General features: G+C 43.5%; 17 protein-coding genes and 1 pseudogene. 11 read left to right on the top strand and 7 right to left on the bottom strand.

The genetic code is table 11. The annotated features are described in order from the left end of the window. Positions 1-257: 257 nt before the first annotated feature. From IM479_RS02970 to IM479_RS02960, 3 genes are all read right to left on the bottom strand, one after another. On the bottom strand, positions 258-2,627 hold the full coding sequence (locus tag IM479_RS02970) for an endonuclease MutS2 (protein ID WP_287685705.1): 2,370 nt from the start codon (positions 2,625-2,627) through the stop codon (positions 258-260). 372 nt (positions 2,628-2,999) lie between these two features. Further along, positions 3,000-3,401 (bottom strand): photosystem II protein Psb27, encoded by a 402-nt coding sequence (psb27, locus tag IM479_RS02965; protein WP_287685703.1) that lies wholly within the window; start codon positions 3,399-3,401, stop codon positions 3,000-3,002. A gap of 380 nt (positions 3,402-3,781) precedes the next feature. Further along, a complete protein-coding gene (locus tag IM479_RS02960; RefSeq protein ID WP_287685701.1) occupies positions 3,782-5,146 on the bottom strand; it encodes a sensor histidine kinase in 1,365 nt (454 codons plus the stop codon). A 45-nt stretch (positions 5,147-5,191) separates the two neighbouring features. Here IM479_RS02960 and IM479_RS02955 point away from each other — a divergent pair, with 45 nt between their 5' ends. From IM479_RS02955 to IM479_RS02940, 4 genes are all read left to right on the top strand, one after another. Beyond that, positions 5,192-5,884, top strand: coding sequence for a response regulator transcription factor (locus IM479_RS02955; RefSeq protein ID WP_287685699.1), 693 nt, complete (start codon positions 5,192-5,194; stop codon positions 5,882-5,884). A gap of 171 nt (positions 5,885-6,055) precedes the next feature. After that, positions 6,056-6,358, top strand: a complete 303-nt coding sequence (locus tag IM479_RS02950; protein WP_287685698.1) for a hypothetical protein — start codon at positions 6,056-6,058, stop codon at positions 6,356-6,358. Positions 6,359-6,802: 444 nt separating this feature from the next. Beyond that, a complete protein-coding gene (locus IM479_RS02945) occupies positions 6,803-8,371 on the top strand; it encodes a pentapeptide repeat-containing protein (RefSeq protein ID WP_287685696.1) in 1,569 nt (522 codons plus the stop codon). A 5-nt stretch (positions 8,372-8,376) separates the two neighbouring features. After that, entirely contained in the window at positions 8,377-9,057 is a 681-nt protein-coding gene (locus IM479_RS02940; RefSeq protein WP_287685694.1) for a hypothetical protein, read from the top strand. 5 nt (positions 9,058-9,062) lie between these two features. On the opposite strand, the gene IM479_RS02935 is transcribed toward IM479_RS02940, so the two are convergent. Both IM479_RS02935 and IM479_RS02930 read right to left on the bottom strand, forming a co-directional pair. After that, positions 9,063-9,485 carry a L,D-transpeptidase gene (locus IM479_RS02935; protein WP_287685692.1) on the bottom strand — a complete coding sequence of 141 codons (423 nt, stop codon included), beginning with the start codon at positions 9,483-9,485 and terminating at the stop codon, positions 9,063-9,065. Between the two features lie 162 nt (positions 9,486-9,647). After that, positions 9,648-9,848: an ATP-binding protein gene (locus tag IM479_RS02930; RefSeq protein ID WP_287685690.1), complete on the bottom strand. Its 201-nt coding sequence runs from the start codon at positions 9,846-9,848 to the stop codon at positions 9,648-9,650. 21 nt (positions 9,849-9,869) lie between these two features. Between IM479_RS02930 and IM479_RS02925 the strand changes: the two genes are divergently transcribed. Further along, positions 9,870-10,433, top strand: coding sequence for a Uma2 family endonuclease (locus IM479_RS02925; RefSeq protein ID WP_287685688.1), 564 nt, complete (start codon positions 9,870-9,872; stop codon positions 10,431-10,433). 485 nt (positions 10,434-10,918) lie between these two features. Here IM479_RS02925 and IM479_RS02920 read toward each other — a convergent pair whose 3' ends face one another. After that, positions 10,919-11,578, bottom strand: coding sequence for an SDR family oxidoreductase (locus IM479_RS02920; RefSeq protein WP_287685686.1), 660 nt, complete (start codon positions 11,576-11,578; stop codon positions 10,919-10,921). Positions 11,579-11,701: 123 nt separating this feature from the next. On the opposite strand from IM479_RS02920, the gene IM479_RS02915 reads away from it, so the two are divergent. The 3 genes from IM479_RS02915 to IM479_RS02905 all read left to right on the top strand — a co-directional run bounded on the left by IM479_RS02915 (position 11,702) and on the right by IM479_RS02905 (position 15,466). Then, entirely contained in the window at positions 11,702-12,406 is a 705-nt protein-coding gene (locus IM479_RS02915) for a DUF1997 domain-containing protein (protein ID WP_286827248.1), read from the top strand. Between the two features lie 164 nt (positions 12,407-12,570). Continuing rightward, positions 12,571-14,364 carry a translational GTPase TypA gene (typA, locus tag IM479_RS02910; RefSeq protein WP_287077407.1) on the top strand — a complete coding sequence of 598 codons (1,794 nt, stop codon included), beginning with the start codon at positions 12,571-12,573 and terminating at the stop codon, positions 14,362-14,364. 130 nt (positions 14,365-14,494) lie between these two features. Beyond that, entirely contained in the window at positions 14,495-15,466 is a 972-nt protein-coding gene (locus IM479_RS02905) for a ribose-phosphate pyrophosphokinase (RefSeq protein WP_079207867.1), read from the top strand. 60 nt (positions 15,467-15,526) lie between these two features. On the opposite strand, the gene lepB is transcribed toward IM479_RS02905, so the two are convergent. Continuing rightward, positions 15,527-16,123 (bottom strand): signal peptidase I, encoded by a 597-nt coding sequence (gene lepB, locus IM479_RS02900; protein WP_287685684.1) that lies wholly within the window; start codon positions 16,121-16,123, stop codon positions 15,527-15,529. A gap of 293 nt (positions 16,124-16,416) precedes the next feature. On the opposite strand from lepB, the gene IM479_RS02895 reads away from it, so the two are divergent. The 3 genes and pseudogenes from IM479_RS02895 to IM479_RS02885 all read left to right on the top strand — a co-directional run. Continuing rightward, complete coding sequence (locus IM479_RS02895; protein WP_287685682.1) at positions 16,417-18,588, top strand: EF-hand domain-containing protein; 2,172 nt, start codon at positions 16,417-16,419, stop codon at positions 18,586-18,588. A 452-nt stretch (positions 18,589-19,040) separates the two neighbouring features. After that, positions 19,041-20,429 carry an LCP family protein gene (locus IM479_RS02890; RefSeq protein ID WP_287699155.1) on the top strand — a complete coding sequence of 463 codons (1,389 nt, stop codon included), beginning with the start codon at positions 19,041-19,043 and terminating at the stop codon, positions 20,427-20,429. A gap of 2 nt (positions 20,430-20,431) precedes the next feature. Continuing rightward, positions 20,432-20,647, top strand: a pseudogene (locus IM479_RS02885) (pentapeptide repeat-containing protein); the annotation flags it as partial. Positions 20,648-20,823: the final 176 nt, after the last annotated feature.

Below are 20,823 nucleotides of genomic sequence, written 5' to 3'. Positions count from 1 at the left end.
TTCCGAAAGTCCTTGACTTGTTTCAGTTTTTCTATTAAGCTCAACATATATTTTAAAAGTTGGCGGTCACTTTTCATTTTACCTGACAGTGATCGCTTTTACTTTTGATATTCTGATGGGAGAATGAAACAGCCCTAGGGAAGTGGGGGGATGGGAAGAATAAATAAAAATAATCTCCTGACGACCGACGACCGACTCCTGTCTCCTGAATACTGACTCCTGACTTCTAACCCGACAAAAAACCTATTCGGCAAATCCTAAGTTAAATAAGCGATAGTTACCCCCGAACCGCCCTCATTTTGGGGTGCTAATTGAAAGCGTTTTATCTGGGGATGACGGGATAAAAAATCGTGAACACCTTGACGCAATTTCCCCGTACCTTTACCGTGAATAATCCATAATATACCCGAGGGGGTGGCACGGACGATCGCCTGTTCGATATCCGTTTCTGACTCTGCCACCCTTGAACCGCGAATATCGACGGTATTATTAGCAGTACGAATTAAAGGAGTCTCCTGGGGTTTTGTGGGAGTTTGTGGCACATTTTTGACAGGTTTTGGCGCAGTTTCCACTTTTTGACCATCCAAAGACTCGATCTGATCTAAGGGTAGGGTCATCTTCATCATACCGAAACGCAGGGAAATCTCCTCTGATTCCGGTGAAATTGCTAAAACTTCGGCAGTTTGTCCCAAATTGGGCAAGCGTACCCTTTCCCCCACTTGCGGACGATAATTAACCTTAGTTTTTTCCGTTTTTGGTAATACCCTTTCTGCGATCGCAGTTAATTCCTCGGTGGCTTTTTGGGCATCCTTACCAGTTTTTGTTCCTGATTGCAATCGGCGAATAACGTCATTAATCTCTGCTTTTGCCGATAATAAAGCCTTTTGTAGCTCCTGATCCTGATAACGCTTTAATTCTCGCTCTCTCTCCTGTAGAGAATTGGCCCGCGTGGACACCTCTGTATAAAATTTCTCCGTTTGTTGGAGCAATTGACTTGCCTCTTTAGCTTTTGACTCCTGTTCCCGTCTTTGCGCTTCCAAACCCGCAATTACTTGATTTATCTCCTCCGATAACCCCCCCAGATGATTTCTCGCTTCGGCCACAATTTCGGGACTTAATCCCAAACGCTGGGCAATAGTTAAAGCATTAGAACGCCCCGGAATGCCCCATAATAGTCGATAAGTGGGGGAAAGAGTGCGATCATCAAACTCTACCGAGGCATTTTCAAAGCGAGAATCTCGATACTTTAACGCTTTTAATTCCCCGTAGTGAGTGGTAGCCACCGTTAGTAAACTATGATCGGCGAGGTATTGTAAAATAGCGATCGCTAAAGGACTCCCTTCGGCCGGATCCGTACCTGCTCCCACCTCATCGAGTAAAACCAAGGAACGAGAATTTAAAGCCGCTAAAATGCGAACAATCCGGCGAATGTGACCCGAAAAAGTCGATAAACTCTGTTGCAAAGACTGTTCATCCCCGATATCGGCTAAAACGCGATCAAACCAGGGTATCTCTACCGGTTCCCGGGCCGGAATAAACAAGCCCGCTTTCGCCATTAAAGCCGCTAATCCGAGGGTTTTTAAAGTAACGGTTTTTCCGCCGGTATTTGGTCCGGTGATGGCAACAACGCGAATTTCTGGGGTAATCTGCACATTTATTGGTACGACCTCCCCCCCCTGTTCGTGGTGTTTTTGCCACCAGAGCAAAGGATGACGCAAATTCCGCAAAGTAATCGTTTCTGGACTATCGATAAAGCGGGGGGGATTACCCTCTAACCATAAACTGTAACGGGCCCTAGCGGTGGCCAGATCGAGCCTAGTAGCGATCGCTAGTAAATATTCTAAATCCTCAAAAGCTTCGGCGATCGTATTACTTAACTGCCGGAGGATTTTTTCTTCTTCGATTTGTTCCTGACGACGATATTGCCGCAGTTGATTGCCTTGGTCAACGATAGAGTGAGGTTCAATGTAAAAAGTCGCCCCTGTGCTGGAAGTATCGTGAATTATCCCGGGTATTTGCTCTTTTTGCGCTGCTTTGACGGGAATCACCCAGCGGTCGCTTCTTTGGGTAATGACCGCTTCTTGGATGGCACCGCCCTGTTTTTGGATGATATCCTGTAATTTTCGGTAAATTCGCTCTTTAATCACCTTCATTTGTCCCCGAATTTCCCGTAATTGGGGACTAGCGCGATCGGATATCCGGCCATCTTCATCGATACAACGGTGTATTTCCTGTTCTATCTCTGGATAGGTGCGAATTTCCGCTACTAACTCTTTTAAAACTGGTATATCTTCCTGTTCGTCAATTAAACGCCGTAAACGTCGCACTCCCGCTAAAGTCGTGGCAATATTTAAAAGTTCCTGTCCCGATAATAACCCCCCCAGATGCGCCCTTTCTAGGGCATCTCCGATGTCGGTAATCCCATCAAAGGAAAGACGACTATCTAATTTTTGTTCTAAGCTATAAACTTCTTTGGTTTGGCAGAGTAGGTTTAAACTTTCCTCTTTGCTTTCTGGTAACGGCAATTGACGAATTGCGATCGCACCGAGTTTAGTCGCTGCAAAAGTAGCTAGGTGTTGACATAGCCGCGGCCATTCCAATAATTCTAGGGTTTCGTCTTCAATCAATTTTGTAGTTTTTTATAATACGCTTTGTATTTCTAGTCTAACCGGATTTGGCCCGATTTTGCCAGAGTCATTTCAGTGAACAGTAATCAGTAATCAGTAATCAGGGAAAAGACAGCACTGTTACTCGCACTTAATACCAGTCACTTAACAATCCCACCCAGCTGTTGACTATCTAAATTACTCGTTAAGACTGCACTGGAGTGCCGGAGTTGGGAGTAGGGAGAGGAAGTTCGAGCATTTGTACTAAAATTTCCAAGACGCAGTTTAAATTCAGTACAGCTTATAATATTAGGTCGAGTTGCACTGATAACTGATCACTGATAACTGATCACTGATCACTGATCACTGATAACTGATCACTGATCACTGTATCTAAATTCCTTTCTGGAGAGAGAATTGTACCTGTTTAAATTCTTGTTTTAAACGTTGTTTGAGTTTGTCGGGGATGGGACGGGAACCGTAGGCGGTATAATAACCAGCTAGAGAGTTTAAGGCTGTTTGCATAGTAGTGAAAGAACGCAAACCCCCGGATTTTTTATCTCGTCGGTAGAGGGAGATGTAATTGTTGATTTGTTCCTTTGCTTGCGACTCAACTGCCGCTTTATTCGGGTCATCTTTGACTAAATCAAGGGTTGTGGTTAAAGTTTCAATCACCGTCAGGGTATCCTGTCCATAATTGCCTGTTAACCCCGAACTACTAGAACAACCCATCAATCCGATGACAAGGACGAGAACCAAAGCTAATAAGCGAGAAATGTAAGGTTTTAGAGACATATTTTTCGATACCATAAGTTAATCCCAAGTCACCTTATCCTATCAGGAAACTGTTACCAGTTCTTCATGAGAGTCAACCGGCTGCAAAAATCAAAAATCTTTCCTTTAGTCAGGGGTCAACCGGAGGTAAATAGTCAAAATATAGGCTTTTTGGGCTGTAAAAGCCCTATTTTTGCCTAAAATTTCGATGCCATCAACCCGGAGTGAGTTGATTCGGGACTAATTCCAGCTGCGATCAGGCACTGGTGACGGTTTCAGGGTCGATCGAGATTGGACTTTGCGATCGATTAATCTAGAAGATAAAAATTCTTCGTTGCTTTCGTCCTGTTTCGAAAGAAAGAAAGTTACATTTTGTAATCTTTGGGCTGCTCAAGCTGGAACTAGGGTGAAATGGGCAGTTTGACGGTAAAGCTTGTTCCCTTATCCACTTGGCTATCTAGGGCGATTTCGCCGCGGTGGAGTTCGACGCATTTTTTAACCACTGCTAACCCCAATCCCGTGCCGATAATATTTTCCACATTCTGACCCCGATAAAAGGGTTCATAGATCTTACCTCTATCTTCCTCGGCAATGCCGATACCATGATCCCGGACTTGAAAAACAATGCGATCGCTATCTTTCCCCAAAATCAAACTAATCCCTGCTCCCGTGGGGGAATATTTAATCGCATTTAAGAGTAAATTACTTAAAATCGAGTAGAGCAGTTTCTCATCTAGATAAGGACGAATCATCAATCCCTGACTGACAAATTTAATCGGGGTATTATTTTTATTGATAAATTGAAAATCCTCGACTAAATTTAAACAAAAAGCTTCAATATCGAGCGGCTCTAGTTGACAACTGAGATTCCCAGATTCTGCCCTTGTTAAAATCAAAATATCTGTTAAGAATTGATTCATTAGCTTGACAGAAGACTGGATTCTATATAGGTTTTTTCTGCTCGACTGATCGGCATCTTTTAAGCCATTTTCTAATAACTGCGAGGCAGAAAAAATAACGGTTAAAGGGGTTCTAAACTCATGAGATATCATGGAAAAAAGCTGTATTTTTAGATCGGAAAGTTCTTTTTCTTGTAGTAATAACTGGTGGATTTTCTCACTTTTCTGTCGCCGTTTCTCTTGCCAAAAAACTAAAATATAAACTCCGCAAATAATCACAAAACTGATAAAAGTTCCCAGTAAAACCAACAGAGAATTTTCGCGTATACTATCCCTAGAACTAGCGATGCTAATTCTTAAATTCCTTTTCTGACTAGCTTGTAAATAGGTAAGAAGATTTTGAAACTTATCCCGGAACTCGACACTTTTAACCGTGATTGCATCTTGAGAAATATCATCGGACTGATCGGGTTTATAGGTGGCGATCGATTGATTAAATAAAGCAATTCGCCGATACATTAAATCCCCGATCTGAGCCACCATTTCCCGCTCGAAATCTGTGCCGTTTTCTAGTTGTTTGGCCAAGAGTTGCCAGTTAGATTGCATCAAAGCGATCGCCCGACGATGACGGCCCAATTCACTGGGGCTGCCAGTTTTAATATAACCCCTTCTTCCCGATTCGGCCACGGCCATGTTAGCGTAAAGATTACTGAGATTATCGATGATCTCGTAGGTAACTTCCACCTCGGCAGCGCGCTGACGCAGGGCGAGGGTATTGCGATAGGAAACTAGGCTAATAGTTCCCATCAGTAAAACAGTTAGCCCGAAACCTCCCGCGATCCATTTTCCTTGTTTGAGCCAATTCATCAGCAGCAAACCGACGCTATTTCCAGCTTACTCTATGTCTAGACCATGCGAATTTTAGTAGTAGAAGATGATATGCAACTAGCCGAGATTTTGCGAGAGGCCTTGAGCGAGCGACAATACGTTGTCGATGTGGCTAGAGACGGAGAAGAAGGCTGGAATTGGCTAGAATTAGGCAAATATGACCTTTTAGTTCTCGATGTCACCCTGCCAAAATTAAGCGGAACTTTGCTCTGTCAACGTCTGCGACGAGCGGAATCCCATCATCCCGTCTTTGCTAATGCCACCGTTCCCGTCCTATTATTGACCGCAAGGGATACGGTAATCGATAAAATTGACGGATTAGACGCAGGGGCCGATGATTATGTCACTAAACCCTTCGATTTGGGGGAATTAATGGCGCGGATTCGGGCCTTGATCCGACGTGGTAGCAGCACCAGCAGTGTTTTATTATCTTGGGGGGGTTTGCAGTTAAATCCCAGCACCCACGAGGCCAGCTATAACGGTCAACTTCTTTCCCTCACCCCCAAGGAATTCGCTCTCTTAGAATTACTTGTTACCCATGGACGCCGGGTCTTAAGTCGATCGGGTATTATTGAGCGAGTTTGGTCTTTGGACGATTCTCCGGCCGAGGAAACCGTTACTTCCCATATTCGCGGTCTTCGTCACAAGCTAAAATCCCTGGGAGCGCCGGAAGACTTTATTGAAACCGTTCACGGTCTCGGTTATCGTTTAAGGTAATATCTGCCTTTAGACAGTGGACAAAATCATTTCTGCACGAAATCTGCACGAAGTTTGCAGAGGGTTTCCATAATCACCCGTTAAATTAGAGAGTTAGACAGGTGCAGAGCTTCTAAGACAATCAGATCGGTCAAACCTGTGACTCTCCTCTCCTAAACGGGGCAGCTTGACATGATTTACACGCGATTTGACTATCACGGCTGGCAGATTGAATTGATCCTAGAAATGCAGGGTTATTCTTTTCAATGTTGGCGAGTGGATGGCAGAGAAGGAATTAGCAATCGCCTAGTTTATGCCACCTCGGAACAAGCTTTAGCGGCTGCCCGACACCGGGCGGATCTAGAGTCTGCTTGTCTTGCCCTACTGCGATTTCTCAATGATATCGGCGGCCGGAGTTATTACCTCACCGGCGATGATCGCGATGCTCTCAGCCAGTCAATTTTAGAATATGCCCGTGTGGGAGGTCTTTCCTGATTTCTTCTTTGGAAGTTTTCCTCTCATTGAGAATAATTCTCGCTCCGATGTATTGAGGGTTGGCTGAATATCTGGACTTCCCCGTTGACAAAAGGCAATAATACCATTTTTCTAAAGTAATGGCAGAGATGGTTAATTACCCTCATAACCAACCCCTCTCCCAGAAAGGGAAAAGCGTGTAGGATGCCGGCCACAAATAAAGAAAAATGGGATAAGCAACCCACATAAAGTTCATTTTGTCAAGGATTGTTAAGAAGCGCTTACCCTGATTGACTTAGTTGTTCAAATAGTTTAAGATACAAAGATAAAGGCTGACCTAGCGATGTCTTTTAGTTGCGGAACTTAAGCATCTCATAAAGTTTTTCCTCCTGCCAACCCGCTATCTAATTCGGACTCCTTGTACAGCCAGTCTTTCATGGGTTTTCTGCACCACTAAGGATATTTATGACAGCTTCAGAAATCGCACGATTAATTATACGCATTGAAGAAACCGTTAATCCAGATAGTGAATACTATGGCAAGCTTGTCAAATGGTGGGAACAAGAGAAGGAACTTTGGCATTACGGAATCGGCTTATCAAATACACACTTCTTTAACATAGGAACGATAGAAGCTAAGGAACTGCAAATACTAAAACGACATGATATTATCGAACATGATATTATCGAACATCGCAATCTTGATATCAGAGGAGTTCCTGGGATTTATTCGCCCTTCGAAAGTGATGAGATTATTGAACGACTAAAGTATTCCTTAAGATGGTTGAATGATTTGCCAGAAAATTCATCGAAAAAAAAAATAAATGGCAAAGCTCTGGCTTTTCTGATATTCACTGATGACGAAGCTGGAACAGACAAAGATAGAGAACCAATTGATATAGATTTTGCCAGCTATCTGAAGCAGCAATCACCGCAACTTAAACATAATATAATTAGAGATTTCTTCGAGAAAGGAAAAAATTGGGTATATATATTCTTGGGTATATTTATTTTTTGGATAGTCTTTGCCATTGCTTTGATAAGCGGTGAATCTGGAAGTGATCAACCCTGGATAAAATGGTTGCTTTCAGGGGCGTTAATCTCGCTGCCTGTAATCATCATATCAACCTGGATATCAAACTTTAAGTGGTCTGGCTTCCAGAAAAAAAGTTTCTGGGATTGGTTACAATTATTGATTGTCCCTTTGATATTAGCTTTTGGTGCTGTCTATTTAAATTCTGTTTCTGAAACTATAGCTAAGGATGGAGAACAGCAAGAACTTTTAAAAGATTATTTTTCCAAAATGCAAACTTTAATTGTAGAGACAAAAAAATCAAAAGATTCTCAACCAAAAATTGTAGAGACAAAAAAATCAGTAGAGACAACAAAATCAAAAGATTCTCAACCAAATCCAGATGGAGCGCCATTGTTACCAGAGTTTATCCCTATCGCCGAAGCGTTAACCTTCGCTGTTTTAGATCAATTAGATGGAAAACGTAAGGGTAAGGTCATCACTTATCTAGCTGATTCAAAATTAATAACTGCGAACATCAAAGATAAAGATCCCAAACCAGTAATTGACTTAAAAAACGCTAATCTCAAAAAAATAAAAATAGATAACCTTGACATGAATGGGCAACTAATTGACAAAGATACTATACAGGGAGTAATAATCAGAGGTGCTGATATGACAAATGCTAATTTAGAGAAGGTATACTTAACATATTCAGACCTAACGGGATCAGATTTGAGTAATGCTACTCTGACAACTGTTGATTTGACTGGTGCTAAAATGGAAAGTGTAAAACTCATCAAGACTGATATTAAAGATATAACAATTTCGCCACAGACTGATTTAAATAATGCGTGTTATCTTGAAGGACAAGAACCTCAAGTTCAACAAAATAACAAAGACAAATCTTCAAAATTGTCATTATTGCAACTATTAAAAAATAACAACAATGACTCAAAAATGCTGCCCATTAAATCTGGGGAAGATTGTAAACGACCATTATCCGAAGACGAAAAAGGCTAAAAGCTATGCAATATTACTACCGTTTTATCCTGACTATTTTAACGTTAAGTATAAGTTTTGCTGACTTAGCATCTTCTCAAAATAAATCTAATGATTCTTTCTTTGGGGTTGTTTATAGTTCAGATAGAGACATTCAACAAGCAAAATGGGAAACAGATCAACTTGCGGGAAGATTGTCTCAATATCAAAACCAAGCCAAGTTATTTAAACGTAGAAACTGGTATGTCAGTGTTATTGTATTTCCCAGTCGATCAGATGCTAAGGAATCTCTATCAATAATCGAGAATACATATTCTCGAGGCTCTTTTGTCGTTAATCTTCAAGAGTGGTGTCGTCCCGACTGGAATGAAAATAAAAATAAAGCAGTATTAAAAGGTGTAAGTTATTATGACTGTAGGAGAGGAGAAATTATACCGGGTAGAACTGGAGCAATTATAACTAATAAATTTAGTACGATCAAGGATGCTAAATCCGATCTAGAAAAGCTCAAAAAAAATCCCTTTCAAAAACAACAGCACAATTTAACAATTTTTAAGCGCGGAGATTCTTATTTTACAGCCGTGATTAATTACGCTAATAAAGAGGAGGCTAGTCAGAACCTTAGAGGGGGTTATGCTGTCGATATCAATCAGTTTTGTCCCCAGCCTGGTGAGCTTTCAAAAGATGATTACATAGAATGTAAGTGAGTGAATTACTGAATGTTAACTTCGAGATATTGAGGTCGATAGGTACGAACGTAATTCAACACCTGGTCGAGATCCGCTCGGTTGGTGAGGGCGATACACCCTGATGTGCCGTCTTCGCCATTGGGTTTTTCAAAGGACGGATCGTAGTGAATGCCCAAAGCTGAACGACGAGTCCGAAACAAAGGCTGTATGGGGAGGAAACGATCTCCTGCTTCTGGAATTGTTCCTGGAACAGGCTCTCTGGCTACCCGATATTTCCCGTCTGGCAAGGGTGCTTCTGTCCCGGCTTGATGGCGATTATAATTTTGAGTATGCGCCCGTCCGGCGACGGTCATGTAAGCGGCGATTAACTGCCCGTTACCGTAAAGGCTGAGTTGGTAAAGTGGATTGCCTAGCTTATTGGTCAATGCTGTGGGGGTTAGTGTCATGTAATTGTCCGGCGTAGTTGAGGCCGTTTTAGGACTACAGACAACGAAAGCTAGACACAGGAGAAAAAGCAGCGCTAATTGCTTAAGCCGATTTGGGCCGCGACAACGCTTGAAAAATTCCGCCATATCGTTCAAAACTTTTAGCATATAATGATTTTATTTTCAGGCCACTTTCGGTAATAAAATCGTGACAGTGGTTCCATTACTAGGGATAATAGCAATTTCGATCGAGTCTCCGTGTAGTTCCACGCATTTTTGTACTACCACCAAACCCAACCCTGTCCCGGCGATATGACGGACATTTTTATATAACTGTTTTTGATCTTCTCTGCTTGGAGAAATTGCGATAAAATTAACGATCATAACGATCAACAAAAAAATTTTATGGTTGTAACTGTTAATAATTCCCTGACACTAAGGGAATTTCTGCAATTACCAGAAACTAAACCCTCCCAGGAATTTATTGATGGTCAAATTATTCCTAAACCCATGCCTCAAGGTAAACATAGCACTATTCAAGGTGATTTAGTTCCGGCTATTAACGCCAGTCTAAAACCCCAACAAATTGCCCGTGCCTATCCTGAATTGCGTTGTACTTTTGGCAGTCGTTCTCTAGTTCCTGATGTTTCAGTTTTTCTCTGGGAAAATATTCCCCGCGATGCCGAGGGAAAAGTATTAAATACTTTTGCGATCGCTCCTGACTGGCTGATTGAAATTCTCTCTCCTGACCAAAATCAGACTAAAGTTGTTAAAAATATCCTTTATTGTCTAGATCACGGCACTCAAATGGGTTGGTTAATCGACCCTGAAGAAGAAATTATCTTTGTTTATTTTAGTGATAAAACCATCGCTATTTTTGAATCAGAAAATGCTCTTTTACCCGTCCCCGCTTTTGCGAGTAATTTTCAAATCACCCTCGGTCAATTATTTGACTGGTTAAGAGGTTAACGGATTATCAGTTATCAGTTACCAGTTATCAGTTATCAGTTATCAGTTACCAGTTATCAGATGTAAGTTTTAAGTTAAAACTCTTCTAGAGTAGTTATGATATATTAGCAGAAAATAACCGACACAAGCCTTGCCAAGTAAGGCTCACCAGAATTAAAAAAAGCAATTTTAATAAAAAAAGCTTTTTGCTTTGTTGGATTCCAGGCTATTTAAGGGTTTAGGCTCATTTAAACTACTAATTTGCTATAAGCTGTCTAGGAGAGCCTAAGTTAATTAATTAGGGAGGCACAATTATTTGTAGGATGGGTTAGCGCACTTCGTAACCCATGCGGGGGTTGGGTTTCATCCTTCAACCCAACCTACGTTCATCTTATATTTAATTCCACCCACCTACTTAATTAATTATTTATTGATTTATCTTCATCTTTATCCCTGATTACTGATTACTGATTACTGATCACTGATTACTGATCACTGATTACTGTTTAGGTGACACTTTGAAACAATTGGGTCCAATCGAGATTGGGAGCATCTGAGGGAGCAATAATTTCGATAATTTTGTTTTTTGCGGCGGGATAAAATAGGGATTCTACGCAAACGGAAGCCACTTTCGTGCGGGGAATATTGCCCTCAGAAAGGGTATCGGCGGATGACATTTTAATTGCATTAAGATTATCCTCATTTTTAAGGCCGCCGGGGCGCACAATCGTATAGGTTAAGCCACTATTGATTAAATAGGCTTCCGCTTGTTTTTTCCAGAATAAAATTAACCAAAATAGATTGAGGGGGTGGAAAAAGTTGGATACACAGAGGGAAGTAACAAGAACAAAATGCTCGATTCCTTTCTTTTTTGCGGCATCGATGAGATTTTTAGTTCCCAAGTAATCTACTAACAAAGGTTCCGTGGGATTAAAACTCGGTCTGGCTCCCGTGGCGCATAGTAAAACGCTACAATCAGCGATTAGTGCCTCTAACTTATCGGCCTGTTGGACATCTCCGACGACGATTTCCACCCCTGCGGGCAAAATTTCTGCCGCTTTCTCTGGGTTTCTCACCAAAGCGCGTACGGGAATCTGACGTTCGACTAATTGGGCAACTATTCTCCGTCCTGTTTCCCCCGTAGCTCCTGCTACAAATGCTTTCATCGCTTCTTGACCTCATGGTTTTTAACAATACGTTACACTAATCTCAATTCTACAAATTTCCCTGATCCTTTGGCAGTTAATCCCCAACTGTTTCTAGCACTATCATTTTCCAGGTTTTAAGTCATGCAGCATCCCCCCATTAACTCCCTAGCTCTCGAATCTGTAGAAGTCAAAGAAGACAATCAATTTCTCGGTTTTCAAACCCATTTTGCCGGGTGCATGGATATGTATAGCAATCAGGACAAGGTTGCCGATTATCTCCGCGCTCACGAAGGTTGGTTTTGTCGTTGTGCCGAACCGATGAAAACTCTGCCCTTCGGTGACAATGGTTATATTATCACCATCGGTAAATATGGAGCTTTTGGCTATGAACTAGAGCCGAAGATTGCGGTAGTTCTTGATCCTCCCGTCAATGGAGTCTATCATACTCGCAGTGTCCCCATTCCCGATCAACCGTTTTTGGGCTATCTAGTGGATTATCAGGCAATTATGAAACTAGAGGAAATGCCGCTATCTTCTCCTAGTCGGGAAATTCAGGCAATTTTTCGGCAACGGGGACGGGATATTCCGGCGGTTATCACCCAAGTCACCTGGGAACTACAGATGGATGTTATGGTTAAGTTTCCCAAGTTTGTTTATAAAATTCCCCGTTCCATTCTCCAAAAAACCGGTGATAAACTGTTGACGCAAATTGTTCGCCAAGTTTCCCCCCGCTTAACCTACAAAGTGCAAGAGGATTTTCACTCTAGCTTCAATTTACCCCTACCCCCCGCCTCCAGTCGTCTTTTCTATCGTCTGGACTCCTCCGAGGGTGGGTTGCTTGCTTAGGGTTTGGGAGGCCTGTTGTTGTGTCTGTCAACAGTAAGCAGTAGAGCTTGCTGATGGGAAACCAAGGAAAAATAAAGATTTGCTAACGGTGCTGGTCAGTCTAAGCTAGAATTATTAAGAAATGTTTACTTGTAAAAATAAACCTAAAACTACTTCAATATTTTATGTCTCTGCCTATCCGTAACGTTGCTATCATTGCTCACGTTGACCACGGGAAAACCACCCTCGTCGATGCACTCCTCAAACAGTCGGGAATCTTTCGAGAAGGGGAAGATGTACCCACCTGCGTCATGGATTCCAATGACCTCGAAAGAGAACGCGGTATCACCATCTTGGCCAAAAACACCGCCGTTCGTTACCAAGACACCCTGATTAACATCGTCGATACTCCCGGTCACGCCGACTTTGGTGGCGAAGTGGAACGGGTTTTAGGTATGGTAGATGGTTGTATCCTGATTGTCGATGCTAACGAGGGGCCGATGCCCCAAACCCGTTTTGTGCTGAAAAAAGCCCTAGAAAAGGGATTAAGACCGATTGTCGTGGTCAATAAAATCGATCGCCCTAACGTCGATCCTAACCTAGCCGTGGACAAAGTTTTCGATCTGTTTGTGGAACTGGGTGCCGATGACGACCAATGTGATTTTACTACTCTGTTCGCTTCGGGGATGCAAGGATTCGCCAAAGAAAGTCTCGAAGAGGAAGACAAAGATATGCAGCCCCTCTTTGAGGCGATTTTACACCACGTTCCACCACCGGCTGGGGACGTTAACAAACCCCTACAGCTGCAAGTAACCACCCTCGATTACTCAGAATACTTAGGACGCATCGTTATCGGCCGCATCCACAACGGCGTAATTAAAGCCGGTCAACAGGCCGCTTTAGTAAAGGATACGGGCGCGATTGTCAAGGGTAAAATAACAAAACTTCTTGGTTTTGAGGGTCTCAAACGGGTGGAACTAAACGAAGCCAGCGCCGGTAATATCGTTGCTGTGGCTGGTTTTGCCGACGCTAACATCGGGGAAACGGTAACTTTAGCCGATGACCCGCAAGCTTTACCCCTAATTAAAGTCGATGAACCGACCCTACAAATGACCTTCTCGGTGAACGATTCTCCTTTTGCCGGTCAGGAAGGCACTTTTGTCACCTCGCGGCAAATTCGCGATCGTCTAATGCGAGAATTAGAAACTAACGTCGCTCTGCGGGTGGAAGAAAGTGATTCTGCCGAGAAATTCCTGGTTTCGGGACGGGGAGAACTGCATTTAGGCATTCTCATTGAAACCATGCGTCGGGAAGGCTACGAATTCCAAGTATCGCAGCCGCAAGTCATCTACCGCGAAATTAACGGTCAACCCTGCGAACCCTACGAATACCTCGTTTTAGATGTACCCGAAGAAGCGGTGGGTTCGAGTATCGAACGTCTCGGCCAACGGAAAGGGGAAATGCAGGATATGCAGACGGGCAGCAATGGCCGTACTCAATTGGAATTCGTGATTCCGGCCCGGGGTTTAATCGGTTTCCGGGGCGAATTTATCCGTCTGAGTCGCGGTGAAGGGATTATGAACCATAGTTTTCTGGAATATCGTCCTTTCTCCGGGGAATTAGCCACCCGTTACAATGGCGTGATTACTGCCTTTGAGGAAGGAGTCGCCACTTTCTACGCCCTCAAAAACGCCGAGGACCGGGGAGTATTCTTTATTACTCCGGGGACAAAAGTGTATAAAAACATGATTATCGGCGAAAGCAACCGGCCCCAAGACGTGGAGATCAATATCTGCAAAACTAAACAGTTAACTAACCATCGTTCCGCCACCGGGGATGAATTGGTTCAGTTACAATCCCCCGTGGATATGAGTCTCGAACGCGCCCTCGAATACATCGGACCGGATGAGTTGGTAGAAATTACCCCGAAATCGATCCGTCTGCGTAAATTACCGGTGAAAAAGTTAGCCAAACGTTGATGATCTCAATTGGTTATGATCGAGATCTAACAAAGAAATCCACTCAGATTTTCAACAAAACTGAGATGATAGAAAAAAGTGCCTTGAGTTTGAGGGTAAAGAATCTGCTGTGAGCTATTCTGCTACTTTGATGCGACATCCGATGTTTCCCGCCGCGTCGGACAGCAATCGTCTCCGTCTCTTTTCGGGATCCGCTAATGTATCTCTTGCCCAAGAGGTGGCCCGTTATCTGGGCATGGATGTGGGTCCGATGATTCGTAAACGTTTCGCCGATGGTGAATTGTACATCCAGATTCAAGAATCGATCCGCGGCTGTGATGTCTATTTAATTCAACCCTGTTGCAATCCCGTCAACGATCATTTGATGGAATTGTTGATCATGATTGATGCCTGTCGTCGTGCTTCTGCCCGACAAATTACCGCCGTAATTCCCTATTATGGTTATGCTCGCGCCGATCGCAAAACCGCCGGACGGGAATCGATCGCCGCTAAACTGGTGGCTAATCTGATCACGGAAGCGGGGGCAAGTCGCGTGTTGGCCATGGATTTGCATTCAGCCCAAATTCAAGGTTATTTCGATATTCCCTTCGATCACGTTTACGGTTCCCCAGTGGTGGTGGACTATCTTCTCAGTAAACAATTACCCGATATCGTCGTGGTTTCTCCCGATGTGGGTGGGGTGGCCAGGGCGCGGGCTTTTGCCAAAAAACTCAGTGATGCTCCCCTAGCAATTATTGATAAACGCCGGCAAACCCATAATGTGGCGGAAGTGATGAACTTGATCGGCGATGTTAAGGATAAAACGGCGGTTTTAGTCGATGATATGATCGATACGGCTGGTACGATCGCTCAAGGGGCGCAGTTACTGAAAGCCAAGGGGGCGCGACAGGTTTATGCTTGTGCCACCCATCCGGTTTTTTCTGGTCCGGCGATCGAGCGTTTATCCAGTGGTATAGTCGAGGAAGTGATCGTTACTAACACGATTCCCGTCCCCCAAGAACATCTTTTCCCGCAACTGAAAGTCTTGCCGGTTGCCCCGATTCTGGGTGAGGCAATATGGCGCATCCATGAGGACAATTCCGTGAGTAATATGTTCAAATAGATGCTCGAAGTCCCCCTAAAACTAGGGGGAATTTTTATATTTATTTTCTTGACATTAATGCTATTTTGTGGCAGCGTCGGGGTTGTCAAGTCCTCCCAGACGATCGAAGGGCCAAAAACGCACCACGGCGCGACCGATTAAGTTTTCCCGGGGAACAAAGCCCCAAGCGTGGGAATCATAACTATTATTGCGATTATCGCCCAAAACCAGATATTGATCGGGGGGAACTGTCACTGGTCCGAAAGTATAATTAGGTTCTTCGGCAATATACTTTTCCGCTAAAGCTTTACCATTGACGTAAACTAGACCGTTTTTGACTTGCACCTTATCCCCCGGCAGTCCAATCACCCGTTTAATAAAAGCATCCTGAAAATTTTGGGCTTTCAGAGCGGCTGTCGGACTAAAAACCACTATATCACCCCGTTCTGGCTTCTGAAAATGATAGCTAACTTTCTCGATAATTAGGCGATCGTTAATCTGGAGAGTGGGTTCCATGGAAGAAGAGGGAATATAACGGGCCTCAGCCACAAAAGTGCGGATGCCAAAAGCCAAAATTCCAGCCGTGACAATGGTTTTGACTGCTTCTAGCCAAGGGTTTTCTTGGGGGACGGGAGGAGGAGAAGGTTTTTCGGATTTATGGTTCAAGCTTTCAGCCATAGAATTTTAACTTTTTATAAGGATTAAGCCAATACGCTCTTTAATGTTCTAGTTTAGTGATAGTAGCAGCGTAGATAATATTTTAAGACAATTTTCCCACACCTACCGGATCACTGTTAATTTGTCAAGGCCGCATCCTGCTGCCTGAAGGGGAATTTCCTCGGGGGTAGAAAACGGTGATGTAGTCTGTCAAAAAGTAGAGTTTTTCGCCGCTATTAAAGTAAAAGCTTGAGAATTCGAGGATTGAACCCCTAATCTCGCTTAAAAGTATCTTCAACGTCACTACCAGATCCATGTTTGCACAAATTCCCGAACGTTCGATGCACTATCTGCGATGGGTTGTTACCATCGCTTGGTTAATTCTGATATTTTCTCTGTTTTTTGACCCGATTTCGGCACAATTAACCGATCCCAATAATCTTGCTAGTCCCCTGAGAGTTGATCCCGATGTGTGTACTAAAGTCCAGGGAGTTTGCCTACCCCAATCCTCCTATCAGTTAGGTGCGCCGATTTTTTGGGGAATAGTGGTTCCTAGTAGCATTTTTATCTTATTAGTTTTCGGTCACGAACTCTGGCGGCGTATCTGTCCTTTATCCTTTCTTTCTCAAATACCGCGCGCTTTGGGTAAACAGCGTCAGAAAAAACAGACCGATAAATCGGGAAAAGTCCGCTATGAAATCTATAAAGTGCCGAAAAACTCTTGGTTAGCTCGGAATTATCTCTATCTACAATTAAGTCTGTTATTTTTGGGTTTATGCGGACGGATTCTCTTTGATAATTCCGATCGCTTAGTCTTAGGCAGCTTTTTAATCTTTACTATTCTAGTGGCGATCTTTGTTGGTTATTGGTATGGGGGCAAATCTTGGTGTAACTATTTCTGTCCCATGAGTCCAGTTGAAAGGATTTACGGTGAACCGAGGGGTTTACTGAATAGTACCGCTCACGAAGACAGTCGCGGTGGGATTACTCAATCTATGTGTCGTATTGTCCGGGAAGATGGTAGCGAACAAAGTGCCTGTGTTGCCTGTCAGAGTCCCTGTATCGATATCGATGCGGAAAGATCCTATTGGGATGGGATTACTAAGAGAGAGCGCCAATGGCTTTATTACGGTTATTTTGGCTTAGTTTTTGGCTATTCTATCTATTATTATCTCTATTCTGGCAATTGGGACTATTATTTCTCTGGAGCTTGGGCGCACGATGAAAATCAACTAGAATCCCTCTTTCAACCGGGTTTTTACCTTGCAGGTCAGGCAATTGCGATTCCGAAGTTGGTAGCTGTCCCTTTGACTTTGGCAATCTGCACTTTTTTGGGTTACTTTCTCGGTAAAAAAGTTGAAAATGCCTACAAAGTCTATAGAATCCGCCAAAAGTCACCCTTACCGACCGAAATTATCCGTCATCGAGTCTTTGCTGTCGGAACTTTTCTGATTTTCAATTTCTTCTTTATTTTCGCTGGTCGTCCTTGGATTAATCTTTTGCCGGAAATTTGGCATTATTTCGCTAGTATTTTACCGGCGGTTTTGAGTAGTTTATGGTTACATCGCACTTGGACAAGAAATCCGGGTCTTTACCAACGGGAAGGACTAGCGGGAAGATTGCGTAAACAGTTAGGTAAACTCGATCTCGATACGGCTAAATATCTCGATCGGCGATCGCTGGATGCTTTGCACGCGGATGAAGTCTATGTGTTGGCCAAGATACTGCCGGATTTCACCCACCAGAAGGGTTTAAAAGCCTATAAAGCCGTGTTAAAAGAGGCTTTGGAGCAGGGATATACTGACTTCGGCCACAGCCTCGAAATCCTAGAACAAATGCGCTTAGAGTTGACGATTACCGAGGCCGAACATCAGGCAATTTTAACAGGGTTGGGTGTGGAATCGGCCGAACTTCTCGATCCAGAAAAGCAGTATAGTCGCGAGGATTGGTTGCGTTTGCAGAGCTATCGCGATGCTTTGTTAGAAAGTTTGTTGGTGACATGGAAAAAAGACCCCGATCACAAGGTGGGATCGGAATTACTGGAAGTGTTGACCGGTAAGGGTTCCAGGGAGGCGATCGAGCATTTGTTGACGGAATTGCCGGCCGCAGAAACGGAAACTGTCGAGTCTTTGCGTCGCCAGTACAGAATTACCAGTCAGGAGGAGGAAACCATTCTCCATCGTCCTCTGGCCCATCAATTATGGCAGAATATCGCCCGCGCTTTTCAGGTCTTTGATCGTCTATCTTTTAGTAGTGAGAGCGATCGTGATCAACAGGAAAGAATTTTATTGGCAAGATTCTGTCTATTTGATAGTGATGGTTCGGGACAAATTAGCCTTGAGGATTTGAAAGCTTGTATTGAGGCGATCAAACCGGGGGTGACAGACAAGGAAATCGAAGCTATGTCAAAGCAGGCCGATACCGGTCGCGATAATCAGATTAGTTTTCCGGAATTTCGCAACCTACTCCACCAATTCCATAAATAAACTGTCTTCAGTTAAGGAGTCTTGATTTTCCCTGACTCCTTTTTTTCTTTAAAAAAATAGCTGTTCGCAGGCAGGCACGGATTCCCATTATACTAGAAAGTATATGTCAAGTCTTGGGATTTTGTCAAGCTTTTTTGAGAAAAAATTTCGAGGTTTCGCTGAACTGTATGAGGGTAAATCCGATAGGGACTATAGAGTCCATTTGGTATCTTTCCCAAAATCATTACCCAGTATGGATTAGAGCGAATTAGCCAAAATACCTGTAATTCTTACCCGTGAAGCGTCACAAGAGAGATACCAAATAGGTTCTATAGCCAGTTCCTTAACAATATGTTACAATAGCCGGCGAGAGGGGAGTGACCAAGATCTGGAACTTTTGCGCTAGAGATAGATTCTATGGATCAGCAGTCACATCCTAAAGTAAGCTTTTAATCAGATGTTGAGGTTAGTCCATGGCCAATGTTTCGGGGCGGTTTGAAAAGCAGGAATACAGCCAAAACTCAGAAAATACCGTCACGGTGGTCAGTTCAGTCATGTCCGGTTTAAAAAAAGCATCTCCCCTGCAAAAGGGCTTATTTTGGGGAATAACCCTCAGTTTTACCGCCCTAGTTTCCGCCACTGTTGGGGCTGCCGTCGCTTTAATTAGTCCCTTACCCGCACCAATTGGCGCTATCTTCCAAAAAACGACTTTTCCCAACCAAACAGACATCCTTGAGGCTCAAGCTTGGAATAGCTTAATTAACCAGCAGCTTTCTCGTCCTGTTAATATTTTAGTTATGGGCATCGATCGAGTTTTAGATGCCAAAAACAGCGACGATGTATTTAAAGGTCGCAGCGATACCATGCTCCTAGTCCGCTTCGATCCTACGGATAAAACCGTGAGAATGTTGTCTATCCCTCGCGATAGCCGCGTCAGAATCCCCGGCCACGGTTTCACTAAAATCAACGATGCCAATGTTCACGGCGGACCTACTCTAGCGGCGGAAGTGGTCGGTAATTCTTTAGGGGATGTCGCCGTTGATCGCTATGTGCGGGTGACTACCGATGCCTTTAAGGAATTAGTCGATTTAGTCGGGGGTGTAGAGGTTTATGTACCCGAACGAATGTATCATAAAGATGTCACCCAAAAATTAGAAATTGATTTACAAGAGGGTTGGCAAAATCTCAACGGCGACCAAGCCGAACAATTTGCCCGTTTTCGTAACCCGCAATACGGCGATATCGGTCGCGTACAAAGACAACAAATTTTATTAAAAGCACTACAACAAAAGATTTTTAGTCCGACAATTCTCCCCAGTCTCCCGAAAGCAGTACAGGTTTTACAACAATATATCGATACGAATTTAACCGTCGAGGAAATGCTGGCTATCGCTAATTTTGGCCGGGAAATTAAACGGGATGACTTAAGAATGATCCTACTCCCCGGCCGGTTTAATAGCCTCGAGGAATACGATGGTCGCAGTTATTGGATTTTGAACCGTCGCGAAATTAGAACCATTGTGGCTAATAATTTTACCGATAACTATTCTGGGAGAGAAACCTCCGTTTATAGTCTGCGGATTGCCATTCAAAATGCCACCCATACCAAAGGTTTAGCCCGTCGTACTCGTGATTATCTGGCCAAACAGGGCTATACAAATGTTTATATTAGCGATGACTCCTCCCAAAAGCTAGAAACCACGGCAATTATTGCTCAAAAAGGTGATGTTCAGTCCGCTAACCTCTTGAAAAATCAATTGGGAATCGGTAAAGTAGAATCATCCTCCACTGGTGCTTTAGACTCAGACCTAACTGTTCGGGTGGGTGATGATGCGGCCCAGTTTTTCAACGCTCAACAGTAACAATGTTGAAAAATTTTTTCAGTCTGGTTTTAATTATTTTACTGGCGATTCTTTGGCTACTTTTTGCGGCCCGTCCGGTGGCTTTGGCCCAAGATAAAACGATTAACTATAGTTTTGCCCAGCTGCAAGATCGGGATTTTTCCCATCAGGATTTGCGCGGAGGAGTTTTCGCAGCTGCCGCGATGCGGGGAGCTAACCTAGAAGAGGCCGATTTATCGAAAATTTGGGTTGAAAACCCCGCCCTTTAGGGTCGCGGAGGGCGGCTTGATTACTTTAACTTTTTAATCCAATCCCTGACAACTTCGGCAGCAGAAATTTGTTTTTGTTGAGCATACCGTTTTAGTTTTTCTAGTTCTTCGTCAGAAAGTCTCACTTGTAAGATATTAGGTCTTGA

This window comes from Microcystis sp. M165S2 (assembly GCF_020245885.1).
In the GTDB taxonomy this organism is placed as follows: Bacteria; Cyanobacteriota; Cyanobacteriia; order Cyanobacteriales; family Microcystaceae; genus Microcystis.
This window is presented reverse-complemented; position numbering and strand designations above follow the sequence as displayed.

Bases quoted from the DNA above. Each gene is read 5' to 3' on its own strand.
- psb27 (WP_287685703.1), bottom strand. From the start codon at position 3,401: ATGTCTCTAAAACCTTACATTTCTCGCTTATTAGCTTTGGTTCTCGTC.
- IM479_RS02960 (WP_287685701.1), bottom strand. From the start codon at position 5,146: ATGAATTGGCTCAAACAAGGAAAATGGATCGCGGGAGGTTTCGGGCTA.
- IM479_RS02955 (WP_287685699.1), top strand. From the start codon at position 5,192: ATGCGAATTTTAGTAGTAGAAGATGATATGCAACTAGCCGAGATTTTG.
- IM479_RS02950 (WP_287685698.1), top strand. From the start codon at position 6,056: ATGATTTACACGCGATTTGACTATCACGGCTGGCAGATTGAATTGATC.
- IM479_RS02945 (WP_287685696.1), top strand. From the start codon at position 6,803: ATGACAGCTTCAGAAATCGCACGATTAATTATACGCATTGAAGAAACC.
- IM479_RS02940 (WP_287685694.1), top strand. From the start codon at position 8,377: ATGCAATATTACTACCGTTTTATCCTGACTATTTTAACGTTAAGTATA.
- IM479_RS02935 (WP_287685692.1), bottom strand. From the start codon at position 9,485: ATGACACTAACCCCCACAGCATTGACCAATAAGCTAGGCAATCCACTT.
- IM479_RS02930 (WP_287685690.1), bottom strand. From the start codon at position 9,848: ATGATCGTTAATTTTATCGCAATTTCTCCAAGCAGAGAAGATCAAAAA.
- IM479_RS02925 (WP_287685688.1), top strand. From the start codon at position 9,870: ATGGTTGTAACTGTTAATAATTCCCTGACACTAAGGGAATTTCTGCAA.
- IM479_RS02920 (WP_287685686.1), bottom strand. From the start codon at position 11,578: ATGAAAGCATTTGTAGCAGGAGCTACGGGGGAAACAGGACGGAGAATA.
- IM479_RS02915 (WP_286827248.1), top strand. From the start codon at position 11,702: ATGCAGCATCCCCCCATTAACTCCCTAGCTCTCGAATCTGTAGAAGTC.
- typA (WP_287077407.1), top strand. From the start codon at position 12,571: ATGTCTCTGCCTATCCGTAACGTTGCTATCATTGCTCACGTTGACCAC.
- IM479_RS02905 (WP_079207867.1), top strand. From the start codon at position 14,495: ATGCGACATCCGATGTTTCCCGCCGCGTCGGACAGCAATCGTCTCCGT.
- lepB (WP_287685684.1), bottom strand. From the start codon at position 16,123: ATGGCTGAAAGCTTGAACCATAAATCCGAAAAACCTTCTCCTCCTCCC.
- IM479_RS02895 (WP_287685682.1), top strand. From the start codon at position 16,417: ATGTTTGCACAAATTCCCGAACGTTCGATGCACTATCTGCGATGGGTT.
- IM479_RS02890 (WP_287699155.1), top strand. From the start codon at position 19,041: ATGGCCAATGTTTCGGGGCGGTTTGAAAAGCAGGAATACAGCCAAAAC.